This is a genomic window from Vibrio ziniensis (assembly GCF_011064285.1).
Taxonomy (GTDB): Bacteria; Pseudomonadota; Gammaproteobacteria; order Enterobacterales; family Vibrionaceae; genus Vibrio; species Vibrio ziniensis.
The window spans coordinates 696,430-714,429 of record NZ_CP049332.1 but is presented as its reverse complement, the minus strand read 5'-3'; the positions used below and the strand labels follow the sequence as shown (position 1 = coordinate 714,429).

15 protein-coding genes and 1 pseudogene are annotated in these 18,000 nt (G+C 40.6%); 6 read left to right on the top strand and 10 right to left on the bottom strand.

What is annotated here, in order from left to right; genetic code table 11:
• Positions 1 to 39 precede the first annotated feature (39 nt).
• Positions 40 to 924 carry a MurR/RpiR family transcriptional regulator gene (locus G5S32_RS18195; RefSeq protein ID WP_165313578.1) on the top strand — a complete coding sequence of 295 codons (885 nt, stop codon included), beginning with the start codon at positions 40 to 42 and terminating at the stop codon, positions 922 to 924.
• An 817-nt stretch (positions 925 to 1,741) separates the two neighbouring features.
• On the opposite strand, the gene G5S32_RS18190 is transcribed toward G5S32_RS18195, so the two are convergent.
• Entirely contained in the window at positions 1,742 to 4,504 is a 2,763-nt protein-coding gene (locus G5S32_RS18190) for a fimbria/pilus outer membrane usher protein (RefSeq protein WP_246201174.1), read from the bottom strand.
• Positions 4,505 to 4,870: 366 nt separating this feature from the next.
• A complete protein-coding gene (locus tag G5S32_RS18185) occupies positions 4,871 to 5,344 on the bottom strand; it encodes a GNAT family N-acetyltransferase (protein WP_165313577.1) in 474 nt (157 codons plus the stop codon).
• Between the two features lie 690 nt (positions 5,345 to 6,034).
• Between G5S32_RS18185 and G5S32_RS18180 the strand changes: the two genes are divergently transcribed.
• The gene (locus G5S32_RS18180) at positions 6,035 to 6,376 is read left to right on the top strand and encodes a DUF3316 domain-containing protein (protein WP_165313576.1); all 342 of its coding nucleotides are present in this window, start codon (positions 6,035 to 6,037) and stop codon (positions 6,374 to 6,376) included.
• A 201-nt stretch (positions 6,377 to 6,577) separates the two neighbouring features.
• Here the strand turns inward: G5S32_RS18180 and G5S32_RS18175 are convergent, their stop codons facing one another.
• Together G5S32_RS18175 and G5S32_RS18170 are read right to left on the bottom strand one after the other, a co-directional pair.
• Positions 6,578 to 7,093 carry a hypothetical protein gene (locus G5S32_RS18175; protein ID WP_165313575.1) on the bottom strand — a complete coding sequence of 172 codons (516 nt, stop codon included), beginning with the start codon at positions 7,091 to 7,093 and terminating at the stop codon, positions 6,578 to 6,580.
• A gap of 660 nt (positions 7,094 to 7,753) precedes the next feature.
• The gene (locus G5S32_RS18170) at positions 7,754 to 8,674 is read right to left on the bottom strand and encodes a LysR family transcriptional regulator (RefSeq protein WP_165313574.1); all 921 of its coding nucleotides are present in this window, start codon (positions 8,672 to 8,674) and stop codon (positions 7,754 to 7,756) included.
• A gap of 137 nt (positions 8,675 to 8,811) precedes the next feature.
• Here G5S32_RS18170 and G5S32_RS18165 point away from each other — a divergent pair, with 137 nt between their 5' ends.
• Positions 8,812 to 9,441, top strand: a complete 630-nt coding sequence (locus tag G5S32_RS18165) for an NADPH-dependent F420 reductase (protein ID WP_165313573.1) — start codon at positions 8,812 to 8,814, stop codon at positions 9,439 to 9,441.
• Between the two features lie 170 nt (positions 9,442 to 9,611).
• Here the strand turns inward: G5S32_RS18165 and G5S32_RS21560 are convergent.
• Together G5S32_RS21560 and G5S32_RS18160 are read right to left on the bottom strand one after the other, a co-directional pair.
• A pseudogene (locus G5S32_RS21560) lies at positions 9,612 to 9,919 on the bottom strand (GNAT family N-acetyltransferase); the annotation flags it as partial.
• A 14-nt stretch (positions 9,920 to 9,933) separates the two neighbouring features.
• Complete coding sequence (locus tag G5S32_RS18160) at positions 9,934 to 10,722, bottom strand: AraC family transcriptional regulator (protein ID WP_165313572.1); 789 nt, start codon at positions 10,720 to 10,722, stop codon at positions 9,934 to 9,936.
• A gap of 202 nt (positions 10,723 to 10,924) precedes the next feature.
• Here G5S32_RS18160 and G5S32_RS18155 point away from each other — a divergent pair, with 202 nt between their 5' ends.
• Positions 10,925 to 11,485 (top strand): isochorismatase family protein, encoded by a 561-nt coding sequence (locus G5S32_RS18155; RefSeq protein WP_165313571.1) that lies wholly within the window; start codon positions 10,925 to 10,927, stop codon positions 11,483 to 11,485.
• A gap of 267 nt (positions 11,486 to 11,752) precedes the next feature.
• On the opposite strand, the gene G5S32_RS18150 is transcribed toward G5S32_RS18155, so the two are convergent.
• The 3 genes from G5S32_RS18150 to G5S32_RS18140 all read right to left on the bottom strand — a co-directional run bounded on the left by G5S32_RS18150 (position 11,753) and on the right by G5S32_RS18140 (position 14,510).
• Positions 11,753 to 11,968, bottom strand: coding sequence for a hypothetical protein (locus G5S32_RS18150; RefSeq protein WP_165313570.1), 216 nt, complete (start codon positions 11,966 to 11,968; stop codon positions 11,753 to 11,755).
• A gap of 31 nt (positions 11,969 to 11,999) precedes the next feature.
• On the bottom strand, positions 12,000 to 13,214 hold the full coding sequence (locus G5S32_RS18145) for an MFS transporter (RefSeq protein ID WP_165313569.1): 1,215 nt from the start codon (positions 13,212 to 13,214) through the stop codon (positions 12,000 to 12,002).
• A 93-nt stretch (positions 13,215 to 13,307) separates the two neighbouring features.
• Complete coding sequence (locus tag G5S32_RS18140; RefSeq protein WP_165313568.1) at positions 13,308 to 14,510, bottom strand: NnrS family protein; 1,203 nt, start codon at positions 14,508 to 14,510, stop codon at positions 13,308 to 13,310.
• 166 nt (positions 14,511 to 14,676) lie between these two features.
• Here G5S32_RS18140 and norR point away from each other — a divergent pair, with 166 nt between their 5' ends.
• Positions 14,677 to 16,260 (top strand): nitric oxide reductase transcriptional regulator NorR, encoded by a 1,584-nt coding sequence (gene norR / locus G5S32_RS18135; protein WP_165313567.1) that lies wholly within the window; start codon positions 14,677 to 14,679, stop codon positions 16,258 to 16,260.
• A gap of 486 nt (positions 16,261 to 16,746) precedes the next feature.
• On the opposite strand, the gene G5S32_RS18130 is transcribed toward norR, so the two are convergent.
• Complete coding sequence (locus G5S32_RS18130) at positions 16,747 to 16,983, bottom strand: hypothetical protein (protein WP_165313566.1); 237 nt, start codon at positions 16,981 to 16,983, stop codon at positions 16,747 to 16,749.
• A gap of 391 nt (positions 16,984 to 17,374) precedes the next feature.
• On the opposite strand from G5S32_RS18130, the gene G5S32_RS18125 reads away from it, so the two are divergent.
• Positions 17,375 to 17,869, top strand: a complete 495-nt coding sequence (locus tag G5S32_RS18125) for an acyl-CoA thioesterase (RefSeq protein WP_165313565.1) — start codon at positions 17,375 to 17,377, stop codon at positions 17,867 to 17,869.
• Positions 17,870 to 18,000 lie beyond the last annotated feature (131 nt).

Sequence of the window (18,000 nt, the reverse complement as noted above, 5' to 3'; positions counted from 1 at the left end):
TTACTCTCCCAAATTCGCATCCACAATGATTAAACTGTTATGAAAGATCATCTTGATTTATCGACGTACAAGCAGTTGGCAGAAAAACTCCAACCTTTCACTGAATCAGAACTAATACTCCATTCTTTCATTGTTAATCATTTTGAGGAGCTATCTTATTACGGAATAATAGATCTCGCGCAAAAAGTACAAATAAGCAAAGCAACCATTGGACGCTACCTTAATAAACTGGGATACACAGGTTATGCGGCATTTAAGAATGCGTTAAAAAGAGATTTAATAGCGCACACAATGATCGCGCCCATCGACGCAAATAAAGCCAAAACTGCAAACCAGTCAACGGATACGAAAACTGAAGCTCAACGTTACATCAGTAATGTAAGCCAACTGATAGAACAATTTAATTATGATTTGAACATGGTTGACCTAGAAAAATTAGCCAAGATTGTTGCTGACAAAAGTCGAACTATCTACGTTGTAGGCCCTGCTTCATCGCACGCTTTAGCTATACATTTCTCTACTTTATTAAAATACAGCCGTTCAGATGTAATATTACTACCTCTAGACAAGGGCGAATTACCCAAAGCCCTGCTCGGTGTCAGTGACAAAGACGTGCTAATTGCCTTTTCCTATTATCGATTTAATCCCGTTGTATTAAGTATTACAAAATACTTCAACAGTAAGAATGCCCACGTTACTGTGGTAACCAATACTCACTCAAACCCCTACAGCATTTATAGTGACATCCAATACGTATTACCTAGTGACGTCGACTCCATTTTCCATAGCCGAACTATTGGATTTTTGTTCGTAGAACTACTGCTGTTCCTCGTGCAAAATGCATCAAAGGATGATGATAATTTTGAAGAGCTCGAAGAGCTATTTAAATTCTTTGGTACTTTCTCTTCCCTTGAATTTAAATAGCTTGTGAACAATATTGTGGCTGGGACCATAACTTGACACCCCGGCAATATAAAAATCTGCTCATGATAATATTAAACTGCTATTAGGTTACCGACTGGCGCAATTAAACATGAATCATGTCAACCTAGATCTCTTCCACTAAAATACGACAAAATCGCTTGATAATCCCCAAAAAATCAAAGTCATAACTCAGAAATGGACATTTGCGAGTTATCGATTTTGCTAAATTAGCTTTTTACGGATTACTTTAAATAAGTCAAATAGTGCATCTCTCAAATAAGAGCATAATCAATGTCAACGCGGAATGGGGCATAGGTGAGTCAGAGACTTTGCTAATATAGCATATAGTGGATTGTCTGAGATATTATAAACCTCTAATCTGATTGCCAAATTACAAACCCACCTACATGGATGACATTTGTTCTGAACAGATTTTGTCTCACTTTGCTTATATACTCTTTAGAGTATACATTACGTACTATCTCCATTTCTAACTGAGGTTAACAGGATGCTAGTTAGCACACCGAAAGCCATCGGCAGCACGAAGCTCGGAAGAACAGTGGTTTAAAGAAAACCTGTCTTGGTCTGCCGCAAGCAACAGTATCTAGATTTGAAAGTATCCCTGCAAAAATCCACATTAGAAACTTTCTTCAAGTTCCTATCAATAAATGGACTAGAAATGAATGTTGTGCCATGAGACACGAACCATACTGAAACTAAAGGAGTTATTGACGAATGGTGAATCGACTTCAGAAAATAAAAAGGCTAGCGTCAATTGATTCTAGCCTTTTTATTTCAGGGGGGGGGGGGGGGTTGCTTATAAGCCGAACTCTAGGCCTACTTGGAAATGATCTTTATCTGTTAGTGAGGTTTCTGTGGTGCGTGTGTATTCAGTGTAGATACCGATAGGCAATACGTTGAGTACTCGGGTATCAAAATGCAGTCCGACTACTGCTTGGTTGATACTAATATCACCAATGGTATTGAGTTGACCAATTTCATAACGGCGATAGGTAAGGTCGATTCTCTCTCTGCGTACAGAGAGTGGGAACTTAAATCCATAAGCTGAGAATTCAACCACTTTCGATAAGCTCACTTCACCCATTGCGACATCTTCTGCATAGGCATCATCAGTTAATGCTGGCATTAAAAAGTTACTTGGGTCGTTGTTGATGAAATTACTGCTTGAAAGTAATTCGACGCCACGACGATCTTTTGCGTCGACATTACTGCTGTCACTCGCCGAATATTTTGCTGCAAGGTTGATGTAGAACTCTGCTGGTAAGTCGGTACTTAATGCTAATGATGCACCACTGGTTTGGTCTTCACGATCTTGCACACCATATAAGGATAGAGCTACTTGTTTATTGTATAACCAGCTTTGACCATAATGTTCTGTTCGTGAGATACCTAACTGTACCGATAATGGTTCACGTTCGTCCAATTTGTAATCTTGGTAATAATTACTGGCGACTTCAGCGTTCCAGAAACCAGTTTGAATAAATGGTAAACGTAATTGAGCAGCTACACCATAATCACGAGTTTGATCTTGGTTGATAGCAGGGTCAGTGTAATTATTATTTAGGACATAATAGCCACGCACGCCTACCAGTAAGAAATATTGGTTGTTACTGAAACCAGCACCGATTAAGTCACTATATTCATCGTCATTCATGGCCCACAGGTTGTAGATGCTGCGGTGTAATGGATCGGTAAATTCAAGGCTGACGCTGTAACGTAATTTGGTAGTGTCTTCACCTTGATCATCCGTTTCGGTTGCAGCACCTAAGCTAAGTTCACCGCTGCTATAACGAATATTATTAAACCAGCCATAGTCGGTATCAGTATTTAATGGTTCAGGTTCAAGGTTAGCGAGCATTTGTTGCTGTTGCTCTGCTAGCCCACCTTCATCATCCCAAATTAAATTTAACTGATATGGTTGGTTATCCGACACACTGATTGGAAGACAGGTATAGTAGTAATCATCAGCCGAAATTGCAGTGGCAATCACTTTGTTATCATCAATTAAACGAGCATCAACCACGTTATCGGCATCAAGTACTTGTTCAATTTTGCCATTTTGTGTGCGGAATAATGAGCTACCAAACTCAGTATTGGCAATGAAATAGACTCGACCTTGGCTATCAACATCTTTCACAATACTGTAAAACGCGGGTAGGGTTAAAATCGCCTCTTTGTTGCGATATAAAGTGCGGTTATTGCCCTTTTGGATGAAGTAATACAGGTTGTCATCTTTTACTAATACAGAAGAGTTGACGGCGGCGTAGAACTCATCACCCACATACAGTTGTGGTTGAACAAAAGATTCGGTGGTTTTGAAATAGACTTCGCGACCATCTGTTAACTCACCTTGGTAGACATGACCTTCGCTGCCATCTTTAATTAAAGCATCATCATCAAATAAGCCTTGGGTGGTACGCCATACAGAAGTACGGCGACCTGAAACGGTAAAATCTTCACCTTCAATACGATAGACCTTACCCATATCTAAACTGGTGCGCTGCTGTGATACTTCGCCGCTAGCTATATCATACTCATTAAGGAGTGGCGCACGGACGGCATCTGGATTAGTTAGGAAGATAATACGACCTTGTTGAGTATTAAGCTCACCATAATACTTAGAACGGGCGATGACATCACCTTGGGCAATATTCATCTGTTCAGCTTCTTTGGTGTTTTTTTTTACCCAAGCTTTGAATGTGTCATCAAAAGATTCCCCCACCGTATCACGCATTGGTTTATTGACTAAGAATGGCCAGTACCAATGTTTAGAACGATTCTGGAAAAATTTGTTAGCGGTTTCAAGGCCAAATGTTTCGGCTAAATAATAGTGATATTGTGAGCCGAACACATACGCACTTTCACCAAATGGGAAAAACAGCGTGTCATTGTATAAACGTTCAGGAGTGAGATAACCTGCTTTGGCATGAATGTTCGTCATTGCTCGGTAACGGCCACTGTATAGGCGTCCACCTTGACCATGCCAAGATTCATTTAATACCGCATTCCCTTCTAGCATAAAGCGGGATGTGTAAGCATTAGGTTGTACTGCTGGAATCAAACCTAAAGGACCAAAAGAACCATTTCTAAATAAAGTGTACATTGTTTGTGACACTTTATTGTTCTTGCTGTTCATTTGGTAGTCATGAGCGGTTTCGTGGAACAGCAAGGTATCTAACCAATTAGCCGAAGAAAAGTAATCAGGTAATTGAGCGCCCCCCATATAGTTAATCTGACGGTTAAGTGGTGATTGGCTCGAAAAACCATTGGCAATTTGGTTATAAGATGACATTAACCCAACGTTGAGTTGAGAGTCCATCTGATAGCCATAATGTAACTCATATTCAGGCTGTAAAATACGTTCAACGGCCGCAGCATGCTCGGCATAAGTCTTATTTTGCTCGGTAAAAATGAGGCGGGTGTTACGCACATCTTGAGTATAGTAATCCTGATCTTGTGCGACACCTGATTCATTTTGTGTGACTAACGGAGCGGCAAAGGTGAAACTCGATAAGCTAGTCGTTAATACTAAACCGAGAGGTATGATCTTTTTATTCATAGAGTTAGCTTCTTTATTAAGTTTATTACTATCTGATCATTCACAAATTGAATCTGATGATTATTGATAAAGTATTTCTCGTTCAGACGCATCTAAAAAAGTCCAAGAACTCTATTTTTCAAAGTTGGTTTGCCTGTGAATGGGCTAGCTTAGCTAACGACGCTGAAGTAGAGAATCACTTACAGCTCATCATGATATGAATAACAAAAAAACACAGTTATTAAAATTAATAAAAATAAAACCCATAAAAAACAACATTTACCTTTAATGCAGCCTAAAGATAATTTAAGAAGGAATGGGGCAGATATTTGTTAGCTAATTTCCCGCTAACCCTCTTTTTAAACCTTTGGCGCTTGTTTGACACAACTATTCAATGTTCTTGGACATATTAAAACCAGTAATCACAAACCCCACTTCTTGGTACAGTTTCAGCGCTCGCTTATTTTGATAAGCTACTCTTAACTTTATTTGATTAACGCCAACTTGTTGCAACTGTTTTTCTAATGCACTGATTGCCTTAGTACCGTAGCCCAAACCACGGTATTCACCTGACACAAAGAAATCATATATAAAGGTCGATTTGTCTGTAGCATTAATCGAATGCCACAAATAACCCACACGATTTAATTGCCCATCAATCTCAGCATCAATGCATAGCAACGAATGTTCATTTCCTTCTAATCCACTTGGAAAGCAACGATGCAGTTCTTTTTTTGCCAACTCAGTTGCTAGCTCAATAGAATGACCATAGTTCTTGGCTATTTCTTGACTGTAATCGTCGATAAAATACCGACAATAAGCCGGATATTCATCGTCCCGCATTTTCCTGAGAACAACCATACCTACTCCTTTCTAATTGGTGGAATACACTCGATAGTAACATAACAGCATTTCTAACTTGACAGAATCGTGACATATGCTGCATCTAACCAAGAGGAAAACTTACTATTAGATTAAATAGGCCAATTAGTAACAAATGAAATGTATCCTAAATATTAGGTTGGCACTCTTTGGGGCACAGATGAGTCAGCTCAGATCAAGCTGACTCGAAGATGGACAAATGTAAGTTACAGCGGATTATTTTTTGGCTAGGTAACCATTTCCATTTTGATCAATCCATCAGATTCACCTAAATCTTGAAAATCAAAAGACTTATCCTTAGATATTGAGATAAGTTGTCAAACTCTAAGTTGCAGGTTCTCTGAAACCAAGAAGACTTACATATTCGTTTGGTTGTCTGACTGCTTCGTCATTTCACAGAATACCTTATCAAACAACCGGTTAACTTTTCCTCATATCCATCACATCTTCTTGAATACCTATGACTATTTTCCGTTAAAATTGAGAACAAATTATGGAAATTGATTCAATATAACCTCCATTGTATTGAAAGAATGCTAAAGCGATACTTACACCACAGCGACGGAATCACTAAAAGTGATCTTGTATATAGCTACCCAATTGTTGGTTCCGGAGCAGATTGAAATTAATGAATACTTAATAGCTAAATGCCATTCAAAGGTGAATATCATGAACAAACTTATAACTGTAGCAGCAGGACTTCTACTAACTTCTTCCGCATTCGCTTCTAACGTAACGATTAGCCAAAGCTCATCACTTAAAACTGGTATGTATGAATCCAAGTCAGAAGCTTATGCCGCGGGATTCGATTTATCTGATTCAATAGCAGGGATGGATAAATCACAACTTAAGAACAATCTTTCATTATGGGCATATAATACTGTCAGTGACATAACTATTGAAAACAGCGATGTTGTTATTCAGGAAACAGCGACAAGCCGAGGGAATATCGGATATCGTGCAATCGTAAATCTACATTACACTTTCAAGACCAGAGAAAGTAAGGACTAATTGTTATTTGTTGCACATCTACATGTCATTAATGAAAGCGCAGGTTAACTTCAAAGTTCATCTGCGCTTTTTTATGGATAGATAAGTTAAATTTTGTTCCGATGACGCAGTACTTTTAGTTAATGCATAGCAATAAATGAAGCATTGAAGAGTAACTAAATGCATCTAGGAATTATGACTAAATCACTATGTTTTCCTAATTCAGGACATTGATTTAATAGTCACATAATCAAATTTTAAGTGATGCATGAACTCTCTAAAAATAAGCAACTGAGCGTAAAATTTTGGCGAGATATCTGATTCATGTGGGTAAGGGTGCCTACCCATGGCAATTTCAGCATACTGACCGAATATATACTCAAGGTCATCGCGCTTGAAATGAATCTCTGAGCTGTCAGTTAAACCACTTAATATTGCGATTTGACGAATAAAACCCATGTCCGTTATCAGAGTAAATCCATTGGAGGCAATTTGGGGTACAACTTTTTCAATTTCATCTTCGATATAATTAATCGCGTATTCGATATCATCGTAAGTTGGCGGAGTATGCTTAAAATACCTCGTACTTATGAGGTCAAAACCAACGGGTAAACTAATTATAGTTTGATTATTACTCAGAAAAAAAGAGGATTCGGTTTCATTGATCCTCATTAGAATTGTGCGGGAAGAGTCAGGGTCATCAAAGTGCTTTGACGACTTTTTACTTAAACAAGACATATTACTCACCTTTTGACAATTTATGTAATTCATCTCTAACACATTAAGTCTAAAAAAGAGGGCGCATCCATCTTTAGATTATTAGGTTTCCATTCTGGCAAAACGTTAACTAACACACTTCTCTTTATCTCTTAAAAAACAAGACAAGTCGGCTATAGAGTTACACCTATTCCACACTTAGCAACATTTAGAACACCGTAGCCTCATTAGCCAAAAACATGGTTTAATTTCTACCGATTCGTATTTATCAACACAATTTAAATGCTATATATGCTGCTCGAAATGCTCGTAACCCAAACAATCAGTGGTTAAACAAATCATTTGGCTTTTTAACCTCAGCATATTGTCCCAAATACTCCGATTACGCCACTAAGACAGATTGGCAATCAACAATAAGTTTTCCAATTAATGAATGGTCAGGATTTGACGATATACTTATCGCTAGATTAATCTGCTTTTCTACCAATCAGTCACACTGTCTTCTACGCTGATCTCAACCACAATGTCTGGGTTAAGCTGCATAAACTGCTTGCTGCCAGAGCTAACTGTAAAAAACAAATGACATACTGGTTGATACTTTAGTCTGAAATATTTTGTAGATAAAGAGCGCCTAATATCAGAGTAAACTCAAATTCCACTCCTCAACATCTATCGTGGCACCTAATCTTTAAGACGACATGCAGACAAATTACTGTTATCAAAATCTTGCACCGCAAAATCAATCAATGCCCGAACTTTTTTGGGAATCACTTTTCCATTGAGGTAAACCGCGCAAAGAGGGAGCGTTTTCATCGTATAATCCGAAAGCAATCTCACTAATTGTCCGTTTTCACCCACCCCCTCTTTATGCAAAATAAAGCTAGGACATAGAGCAATACCCATCCCACGTTGTGCCCAACTTTTTGCTATACGAGCATTATTGACGGTAAAGTTTCTTGATGGGTGGAAAACATACTCTGAATCATCTTTAGTAAAGACCCATCGGTTCGCTTCTCGTCTATTGGTGTCTTCGATACAAATATGTTTCTCTAGCTCCTCTGGCGTATGAGGTTCTCCATAACGCTCTAAGTATTGCCTGTTAGCAACTAATACAGTGGTAATCGTTCCCAATTTACGAACTTTGAGCGTGTTCAACTCTGGTGAACCAATACGAAAAGCAACATCAAATCCTTCTACAGCTAAATCCACGTGGGAATCATTTAGCCGTAAATCTATTGAGAGGTTGGGATGAAGAATAGAAAAACGGCTAAGCATCTCACTAATATATATTTCACCAAAAGTCACTGGTGCCGATATACGAAGTGAACCAGTTAACCCTCTGGCATTTTCTGAGACACAGCCCAACAGATCATCCAACTCGGCAATCAAAGCTGGCGCCCTAGCTAATAACTCTTCTCCTTGCGGTGTTAATCCAACTTGGCGAGTCGTGCGCTGTAACAATCGTGCTCCGATTTTGTCCTCGAGTTGAGCAACGTATTTAGACGTTAGACGATTAGATATCCCCATCCGATTGGCAGCCTCTGTAAATGAACCCGTTTGTGCAGTAAAGACAAACGCTTTTAGACCATCTACAACATCCATAATCCATCCTATTAAGAATAAAACGTAGTAATTCATTCTTTATAATCTCCATTGTGTGAAAAATCAATCAGAGTGATACTTACATCACAGCGAAACAACATCGCAATAAACATATACAAATAATTGGAGAAAATATTATGAATATCGCAATCATTGGTTCAGGTAATATCGGTTCTGGTTTGGCATTAACTTTTGGACAAACGGCTTACAACGTAATCCTTTCCTCAAGAAATGAAGAATCGACTCGGGCTGTTGTGGCCAAACTAGGCAAAACAAACGTGAAAGCATCCAACATTGCTGACGCTGTCAAAGCTTCTGAAGTGGTTATTTTGGCAACACCTTATGATGCAGTTAGCTCACTGACTAACGCTGCCGACTTCTCTGGTAAAATTGTTATTGATGTTACTAACCCAGTAAAAGCTGATTTTTCCGGATTAAGTGTGGGGTTTGAAACATCAGCAGCGGAAGAGATACAGAAATTGCTTCCTCAAGCGACGGTAGTAAAAGCATTTAACACTGTATTTGCTCAAGTCTATGAACAAGGGCTAGAATTTGATGGACATAAAGCACAAACTTTCGTTGCAGCCAATGATGACGTAGCTAAACAAACAGTGCTCTCTCTTGCAAACGAAGCTGGTTTTGAAGCTGTTGACGCTGGTGCACTAACTAATGCTCGTTACCTTGAGCCACTAGCTTACATGAACATCCACTTTGGCTACATGTTGAATAAAGGAACTCAGATTATTCCAGCATGGTTATCACGCTAAGAATCGGCTTCTATCAAACTAACCAAGGGTCTAAATACCCTTGGTTAGTTTTTAGTTTCGTTTCCCACAACAGACAATAGTTAGGGTTCATAGTTTTTTCACGACAGGCAATACATAGATAGAGGCATTATTATGGAGGACTGAAACGAAAAGGGGCATAGATGAATTAACTAACGACAGCTTACTCGTGTAAACAACAAGCGATGCGCGGAAGAGTTTTTTAAGCATTGGTCCAATGCTTTAAGGATCAAACCATAAATCGCATGATCTACATCTCTACCATTTAGATTTTCTGAACAAGTGATTACTCCCTCAAGACTAAAACCTAAACGCTCACACACTCTGCGGCTTGGCTGATTCTCAACTACAGCTGATAATTCAATCTATTGCATATTAAGTTTGTGAATGCCATTTCAATCAGTTTAGATACGGACTTGCCTACTATTCCTTGGACTTGATATTCCGCACTGAACCAATAGCAATGTAAAATAATTAGAGCAGGCGATTCTTATATTGCTCCGGTGTTTGTCCGGAGTATCGCTTAAACATCGCAATAAACGGGCTGGCTTGGTTATATCCCAATGTCAACGCGACTTCTTTAACCGACTGCCCGCTGCGCAATAAATCCATGGAATGGAGATACCGAACACGCAAGCGCCACTCTGTAAAACTCATCCCGAGTTCTGCCTGACAATAGCGGGCAAGCGTCCGTTCAGTAGTATGTACTCGCTCTGCCCATTGCTGCAAGCTGGTGTTATCTGTCGGGTTCTCTTCTACCTCAGCTAATATAGGTGCTAAATATTTATGATTGCTGGAAGGTAAAAAGTGCTGTTGCATTTCTCGTGTGGCAAGTTGATCGATCAATACCTGTAACAAACGTTTGTCTTCATCACTTTCAGCGACACTAATTTCACGCATACGAAAATCATCGATAATAGCCGTCACTATCGGAGTCACTTTGATCAAGCTAGTTTTAGTAGGAAAAGCATGGGTCATTTCCACTGAAACATTAATGGAACAATAATCCAACGGTCTGCGATTGAAACTCTTGTGGCTCGTGCCTGCAGGAACCCATATAGCAAGGTGCGGCGGAGCAAGAAAGCGAGTATCTTCCGCCTCCATTTCTAATATGCCACCAGCAATCAGCTGAACCTGGCCCCAAGTGTGGCTGTGAACACGTGTTTCGGTATTCGACAAAAACGCTTCAAAGTTCATAAATACATCGGAGGGTGCTTTAGCTATTGCTAAAGAAGGATGAAGATTTCGCGCCTGTTTTTTCATTCTGCTTTCCTTGTCAAACCTGTGTCTTTCAAACGATATTTATCAACTTTAAGACTCTAACCGAGATGAGAATGGAATTCAAAATTGCATTTATCAGATGGACCAAAAACGACCAAAACACAAACATCAGAGCTGCATGCTAAAGAGAGATATGGTTATAATGCGCCTTTCATCTGGATGAAATATAAAGGATTAAACGGATATGACAGATTCTGTAAGCAAAGAACATGGCACTAACGAAGCTCTGCTGATTATCGATATGCAAATTGGCTGTTTCCATACACCTAGGTATGACAGTGATAACGTTATTTCAAGAATCAATAAGCTTTCTCATGCATTCCGATCTAAAAATTTGCCTGTCATTTTCATTCAGCATAACGGTATTAAAGAAAACTACTTATTGCCGGGTACAAAAGACTTTGAAATCGTAAGAGATCTGGTCATCAGTGATGCGGATTACACTGTAGAAAAGACCGTAAATGGTGCGTTCTATCAAACACATTTAAAAGAGCTTCTAGACTCACTAAATGTTGGAACACTCTATATCACGGGGCTTGCAACCGATTTCTGTGTTAACGCAACCATTCACGCAGCACTAATAGAAGACTTCAATATTGTGGTTGTTTCTGATTGTCACACCACCGCCGACAAAGTTGAATTAAGCGCTAGCGACATCATCAAATTCCACAATTTTATATGGTCTAACTTAACGCCGACCAAAGGCAGCATTACCCTCAAAACTCACGAAGAAGTACTGAATTAAGACGTTTCTAATGAAGGCAAAAACCTAGAACTCAAGTCAACCCGTTGGTCAACTCATCACCAACGGGTTATACAGGTTTTATGCTGGTTTAGTTTTCATCGATGATTTAGACGTGCATTTCAATACTAACTGTACAGCCAACAGATACATGATGATGAATGCCTACCAACCTTGGTCAGCAAAAACCAAACATGGCTAAGGATGCGCCAATCCAAGCGTCGCGTCCCCATAATGCCCAGTAGACCCCATACGATTCACCAGTGGCACTTAAGATGAAAAAATCATCATAATAGCAAAAGTTTTCTTCGATGATAGTGCCCAACTTAAAGACTTTAGCGGGTTTAACACACTCAAGGCAATCTTCGTTGGTTTGCGTTCACAAGATTCAGGTAGCAACAGCAGCGCTAACAGCAAGTTCCCTATACTTAAAGCACCTGCAGCAACAAACGAATGAAACAAATACGTTTTTTCTCTGTGCTGCATCTCTACTCCATATATTTACTCATGACGAACTTTATGCCTTTAGCCTAACCACTTTAGCCGCGACTAAGGCTGCTGCTGCCAATACCAACGGGACAAATGAAACCCATAAAACTATCTCCCAGCCATAAGCATTCAGTAAGCCACCCGATGAGAATGAGCCTATCGCCATTAAGCCAAAGATAATGAAGTCGTTAAGTGACTGAACCCGGTTTTTCTCCTCAGGTTTATGGCAGTCTAAAACCAGTGCAGAAGCCCCAAGAAAACCAAAGTTCCAACCAATACCTAACAAAATAAGCAACCACCAGAAATGGTAAACATCTTCACCAAACAATCCAACTGCAGCCGACAGCCCAGTAAGAATAATCCCAATAGCCGAAATACGCACAGCGCCAAATCGTGCAATCAATTTACCGGTAAAAAAACTCGGTGCGTACATCGCTATCACGTGCCATTGAATACCTAAGTTGGATGATTCATGACTATGTCCATGCATGTGCATCGCCAATGGTGCCGAGGTCATTAAAAAATTCATGATCATGTATGAAGCAGAACCACAAACAACAGCAGAAATAAAGCGCGGTTGCAGCGCGATGTCCGTTAGAGGTCTCCCCCCACTAAGCTGTTCTTTTACTATCGGAGACTGGACACCAAACAGAATGATCCCAGAAATAACGGCGACAATAGCTTGCGCAAGGAAAGTAGCCGCATACATTGTTTCAGACCAAAGGTACATAGTTTGTGTCACCAGTTGGGGTCCAATAACACCAGCAACAATACCACCAGCCATGACTAATGAAAGGGCTTGAGGTCTTTTCTCTGGTGGTAAGCCGTCGGTAACCGCAAAGCGAAAGGACAGCACAACCGCTGCATACGCCCCACCTAAAAAGGTTGAGATGCAAAACATCCAAAACCACTCGTAGAATACAGCGACCATCGCCAACAAACCCGTTAATACCCCTGCTACAGAACCCGCAATAAAAGCAACCCGTCGGCCGTATTTTCTTGCCAACTCACCAGCAGGAAGAACACATGCAGCCATACCCACAACGAAAATTGAAATGGGCAATGTTGCCAATAACGGCGTTGGCGCGAGCATACTTCCAACAATTGCTCCAGTGGCAAAAACAACAACCGAGTTTGCACCCGCTAGGGCTTGCGCTAGAGCTAAACGCCATAAATTGGAACGGCTGACATTAGGGCTAAGGATTGAAGAATCGGATATTATCGACTGGGATTCAATAGGCATTGAATGAACTCTCCTTGTTTAATTTTAAATTTTTCTTAGAGCATATTAGATCAGTAGCAAAGCTAAAACTATCCACGTTGTCAGTTGATGGGGTTATCCTGGGTGACCGTCTGCTCGTGGTCGCAAAAGCATGGAGCCAAACTTCAGGACGAATAAACTGAACCCGATGATCCAAAGTGCTGCCGCGGCATTCACCATCAGCAGCATATGCTGAGGGAAGAAGGCAACGCCGAAACTACGGATTAAAGCTGCAAACACAATGGCAGCAAAAGCTAACCACATTCTAGGACCTTGATAAATCATGCGTCCGGTATGCCCCATAGTCACACGAGAGATCATCGATAAAATAAGACCACCAATCGCGCCGATCGCAATCACATGAAGCATGTTGTGCGAAACAAATAGACCGTTAGAAATAAAGTTCAAATCTGCTAACGCTTTAATAAACAGTCCTAAAGGAATACAGGCATAAGTCAGATGTAATGACCACACTAACGGCTCTTTAAGAGTGCTCCACGGCTTCCAACGCAGCCAACGTGTTACTTGCATAATGGCAGCAAAACCCATGATGGCTGGGCTTAATTGCGCACTGGTTAACGGAAAAAAACTCAAAGCAAATAACAGAACCAAAGGCAAATTAGCCGCAGCGTCCAACCAGAGTAAAGTTTCAGGTTTGTCGAAGTTAAAGCGACGCGCAGTGAAGAACGGAATCACCCGCCCGCCCATGATAGATATGATCAATACAAACCACCACAGCATGGCTTGCCATACCGTAATCGGAGAGAAAGGAGGCATCCCCTTGATCATCGCATAACTTGCAAAGTTAGCCACTATCGCCAACACAAAAAGCGGTAAAAAAAACAGGTTTCGATACCCTTTCACCTTTACCACTCGAACCGAAATCTCGTACGCAACCAAGCCCAAAAATAGCGCCTCAATCGAAGAGGTAAGCCAAAGTGGTGTATCTGTCCATAACAACACTCTCGGCAAAACCCATAGCGTAACAAGCACGCCTAACCATTTGTCTTTTGTGCCGTGCACCCCAGTCCAATTCTGAACCGCAGTTAATAGAAAACCTGCCACAATTGACATAGCGAAACCAAAAAACATTTCGTGAACGTGCCACCATAGCGCCGGAACTCGGAGTTGAGCTGGCTGACCATGTTGAAAAGCATATATCCAAATGCCTATCGCGATAACGGAATAAACACTGCCAAGTAAAAAGAACGGTCTGAAGCCTAAACGCAAAATGGGAGTAATTTTATCTTCCACACTCTTATCGGTAATGTTGAGCATAAACAAGCGGTTCCTAACAATACATATTAATAACGAAGAAAATGTAATTGCACGAACCAAGCCAACTTTAATTTATTGATTTTTAATAACATTAAATTTGTCTGCTTGACATTATTGTTGTATTAAATACATCATACATTCATTTTATCGCATACTGGATAGCTAAATGAACCCTCAGGAGACCAAACCTTCCATAGAACAGGTACTGCTAAACATCGCTGTTGAACTGAATATGAGCGAGCCCTCAACTCAGCATTATCAGAAGCTTATCGATGCTTTACACCTGTTGCTTCCTTGTGATGCCAGCGCCCTGTTTACTCTCGATAACGAACAACATTTGGTGCCGATTGCTATCAGTGGGTTATCTACAGAAGTGTTCGGTCGTCGATTTCTACCCGATGTTCATCCACGTTTGGCGATGATATTAGCTAACCGTAAACCAGTGCGTTTTCCTGAAAGCTCAAGCCTGCCAGATCCATTTGACGGTCTATTGAGTGAAGATATTCACCACAGCATTGATGTTCATTCGTGCATGGGCTGCAGCCTTTATGTGGGGGATACATTGGTTGGTGCGTTAACGCTAGACGCAGCTAAACCAAACGCGTTCGATAACATTGATGACAAAACCATTGAGACTTTTGCTGCTTTGGCAGCTGGAATCATCCGTAACATCAGCCTGTTTGAAGCTTTAAATAAAGCCAACCGACAACAACATTCCGTGAATCAATTATTGATCAACGAAGCGCGAAACAAAGGCGGAAAGTTGGTGGGTGTCAGCCCTCAGATCAAGAGACTTACCGCCAATATCGAGATGGTTGCCCACTCAAACTACGCGGTTTTAATCAGTGGTGAAACTGGCACAGGCAAGGAAGTGGTCGCTCATCAGATACATGCACAAAGCCTGCGCAGTGATAAACCTATGGTTTATGTTAATTGCGCTGCGCTACCCGAATCTATCGCAGAAAGTGAACTGTTTGGGCATGTAAAAGGGGCATTTACTGGCGCCAATACTCCACGAGCAGGCAAATTTGAACTCGCTGACGGCGGTACTATCTTTCTTGATGAAATAGGTGAGCTACCTTTGCTGCTGCAAGCTAAGCTACTACGTGTTATTCAACAAGGTGAAGTTCAACGAGTAGGAGCGGACAAAAACCATATCGTCGATGTTCGTATCATCGCTGCAACCAACAGAGATCTCGCTGAAGAAGTCACACAAGGACGTTTCCGATCCGATCTGTTTCACCGCTTAAACGTCTTTCCAATCCATGTCCCTCCTCTTCGAAATCGTGAAGGTGATGTACCTGTATTGGTCGGACATATACTGGATAACATTCGCTGCCAGTTCAACCTGAAAACGCTACACATTCATCCTAAAGCACTGCAAATACTAGAGAGACAACCTTGGCTAGGCAACGTACGCGAATTGGAACATACCTTGATGCGAGCAGGTTTGCACGCGATGCGCACCCAGTCAGAGTTAATTGCACCGCAACATTTTAGCAATGATTTTGATTTGATTGGTCACACCGATCATGGCAGATCAAAGAAAAAAACATCTGCCCTTTTTCCAACGTCATCCATGCCGATGCGAGAAGCAGTAGAGAGCTTTCAGAAGCAGCTTATTGAACATGCATTGGAGCTCAACAATGGCATTTGGTCACAAGCGGCGGTCTTCTTACAAGTGGATAGAGGTAACTTGTTTAAAATGGGTAAGAAGTTAAGAGTACAAATAGCTAAGTCTACAAAATAAAACTATTTCGTTGTCTTATTTACATCAAGAATTGTATTTTTAACAACAAACTAATAATCAGACGTAAATGGTCAGCAAAGAGAATAAATCTGACCAATTCTCTGATGTGCAAAAGAATAGCGATAGCTAGCGGTCTTGTTAAGCCGATAAGTATGCGAGTATTCCACTGACCACAAGCAACAAGATATCTATTACTCCTAAACGGAAGGGAAAAGTGCTTTTATCACCACTGCCAGAGAGATTAAGATCATGATCTATAGATTCACGTTTCACTAAGTTGCCGAATAAATTCATACTGACTGACGAGTTATCACCTATTAAGGCAGCGGCTATTAACGATACTCCTATACCACTATATGCTAAGTAATCAACGAGAGGTATTTCGGAAAAATATTCGAAAAACGAACGAAGAAAGTACATTACCAAGGTAATAACCAGTATTTCAAACAGTATGGTATTCAAAAATTTACTCATATTAACAATCAGCTAAAGAAACTCTTCGCCTTGGTTATCGAGTGTTTTAAGACCACACTCATTACATTCCACATATCTATCAACTAGGTCTAACGCCGCCCCCGCTGGGCTAGCCATACCGCCAAAGAATCCTTCAATAAATGCTTTGAATTGTTCTTGCTTACTCTTCCCGTACTTGGAAGGTTTTTGCTTAATCAGCTCTTTATGCTCTGTTTCTTTACCACATTTTTTACAATATTGAATAATCATTACACGCCTACGTATATACGTCGAAGTCGGTATAGATAATATTCAATACGTACTTAAAAAAATGGCTCCGTGATCAAATAAGATATTGTATTTATTGATATATGTGATAATTAACTCATGTACAATAGATACCACCCTTTAACTCACTGTTACTAGAGTAAATCCATATCTAACCATGCGTAAACATAGCTTCTTTAACACAAAGGCTCAGTGCAGACCTCTGTCGTAATCACGAACACCGTATATGACGTTTTTTATGAGATCCTTAACGTCTAGTCCAACCAACCACGTCTATAGTATACGGTCAAAAGTGTGGTACACTTTTTCTGCAGTCACTGGTTTGGCTGTTACAATATATCGCTTTATTTACAGATAGGACACGGAAGCGCCGATGAGTAATGGCAAAAGAGAAAGTACCCTTCGTTTTTTAGCAGAGCCTGGCGACGTGAACTTTGGTGGTAAAGTTCATGGTGGCGCAGTAATGAAATGGATCGACTTGGCTGCGTACGCTTGTTCAGCAGCGTGGAGTGGTAAATACTGTATTACCGCTTATGCTGGCGGAATTCGCTTCGTTGCTCCTATCCATGTTGGCAACATCGTTGAGGTCAGCGCCAAAGTCATCTATACAGGCAAAACGTCTATGCACATTGCCATAGACGTGCAAGCGAGCGATCCGAAAGAGTTGAAAAACCGCTTAACCACACATTGTATCGTTATCATGGTTGCCGTTGATGAGAATGGCAAACCAACAGCCGTACCGGAATGGGTGCCAGAAACAGCTGAAGACATTGCTCTTAGAAATTCAGCGATTCGACTGATGAACATGCGAACTGAAATCGGTGAAGAAATGGAAGCGCATGTTAAATACCTAAAGACCGACAGATAAAAAAACACCCGACAAATGTCGGGTGTTTTGCTCTTATAATCAACCTAGCCAACGTCACTATGTAATCAAAATAATCGTAATCATCATTTTATGGTCGGTTAACCGAGCAAATGCGGCAGCATTGAATAGGG

What these genes read in the sequence shown, in the direction of transcription:
- G5S32_RS18195 (WP_165313578.1), top strand. Translation starts at nt 40, where the DNA reads ATGAAAGATCATCTTGATTTATCGACGTACAAGCAGTTGGCAGAAAAA.
- G5S32_RS18190 (WP_246201174.1), bottom strand. Translation starts at nt 4,504, where the DNA reads ATGAATAAAAAGATCATACCTCTCGGTTTAGTATTAACGACTAGCTTA.
- G5S32_RS18185 (WP_165313577.1), bottom strand. Translation starts at nt 5,344, where the DNA reads ATGGTTGTTCTCAGGAAAATGCGGGACGATGAATATCCGGCTTATTGT.
- G5S32_RS18180 (WP_165313576.1), top strand. Translation starts at nt 6,035, where the DNA reads ATGAACAAACTTATAACTGTAGCAGCAGGACTTCTACTAACTTCTTCC.
- G5S32_RS18175 (WP_165313575.1), bottom strand. Translation starts at nt 7,093, where the DNA reads ATGTCTTGTTTAAGTAAAAAGTCGTCAAAGCACTTTGATGACCCTGAC.
- G5S32_RS18170 (WP_165313574.1), bottom strand. Translation starts at nt 8,674, where the DNA reads ATGGATGTTGTAGATGGTCTAAAAGCGTTTGTCTTTACTGCACAAACG.
- G5S32_RS18165 (WP_165313573.1), top strand. Translation starts at nt 8,812, where the DNA reads ATGAATATCGCAATCATTGGTTCAGGTAATATCGGTTCTGGTTTGGCA.
- G5S32_RS18160 (WP_165313572.1), bottom strand. Translation starts at nt 10,722, where the DNA reads ATGAAAAAACAGGCGCGAAATCTTCATCCTTCTTTAGCAATAGCTAAA.
- G5S32_RS18155 (WP_165313571.1), top strand. Translation starts at nt 10,925, where the DNA reads ATGACAGATTCTGTAAGCAAAGAACATGGCACTAACGAAGCTCTGCTG.
- G5S32_RS18150 (WP_165313570.1), bottom strand. Translation starts at nt 11,968, where the DNA reads ATGCAGCACAGAGAAAAAACGTATTTGTTTCATTCGTTTGTTGCTGCA.
- G5S32_RS18145 (WP_165313569.1), bottom strand. Translation starts at nt 13,214, where the DNA reads ATGCCTATTGAATCCCAGTCGATAATATCCGATTCTTCAATCCTTAGC.
- G5S32_RS18140 (WP_165313568.1), bottom strand. Translation starts at nt 14,510, where the DNA reads ATGCTCAACATTACCGATAAGAGTGTGGAAGATAAAATTACTCCCATT.
- norR (WP_165313567.1), top strand. Translation starts at nt 14,677, where the DNA reads ATGAACCCTCAGGAGACCAAACCTTCCATAGAACAGGTACTGCTAAAC.
- G5S32_RS18130 (WP_165313566.1), bottom strand. Translation starts at nt 16,983, where the DNA reads ATGATTATTCAATATTGTAAAAAATGTGGTAAAGAAACAGAGCATAAA.
- G5S32_RS18125 (WP_165313565.1), top strand. Translation starts at nt 17,375, where the DNA reads ATGAGTAATGGCAAAAGAGAAAGTACCCTTCGTTTTTTAGCAGAGCCT.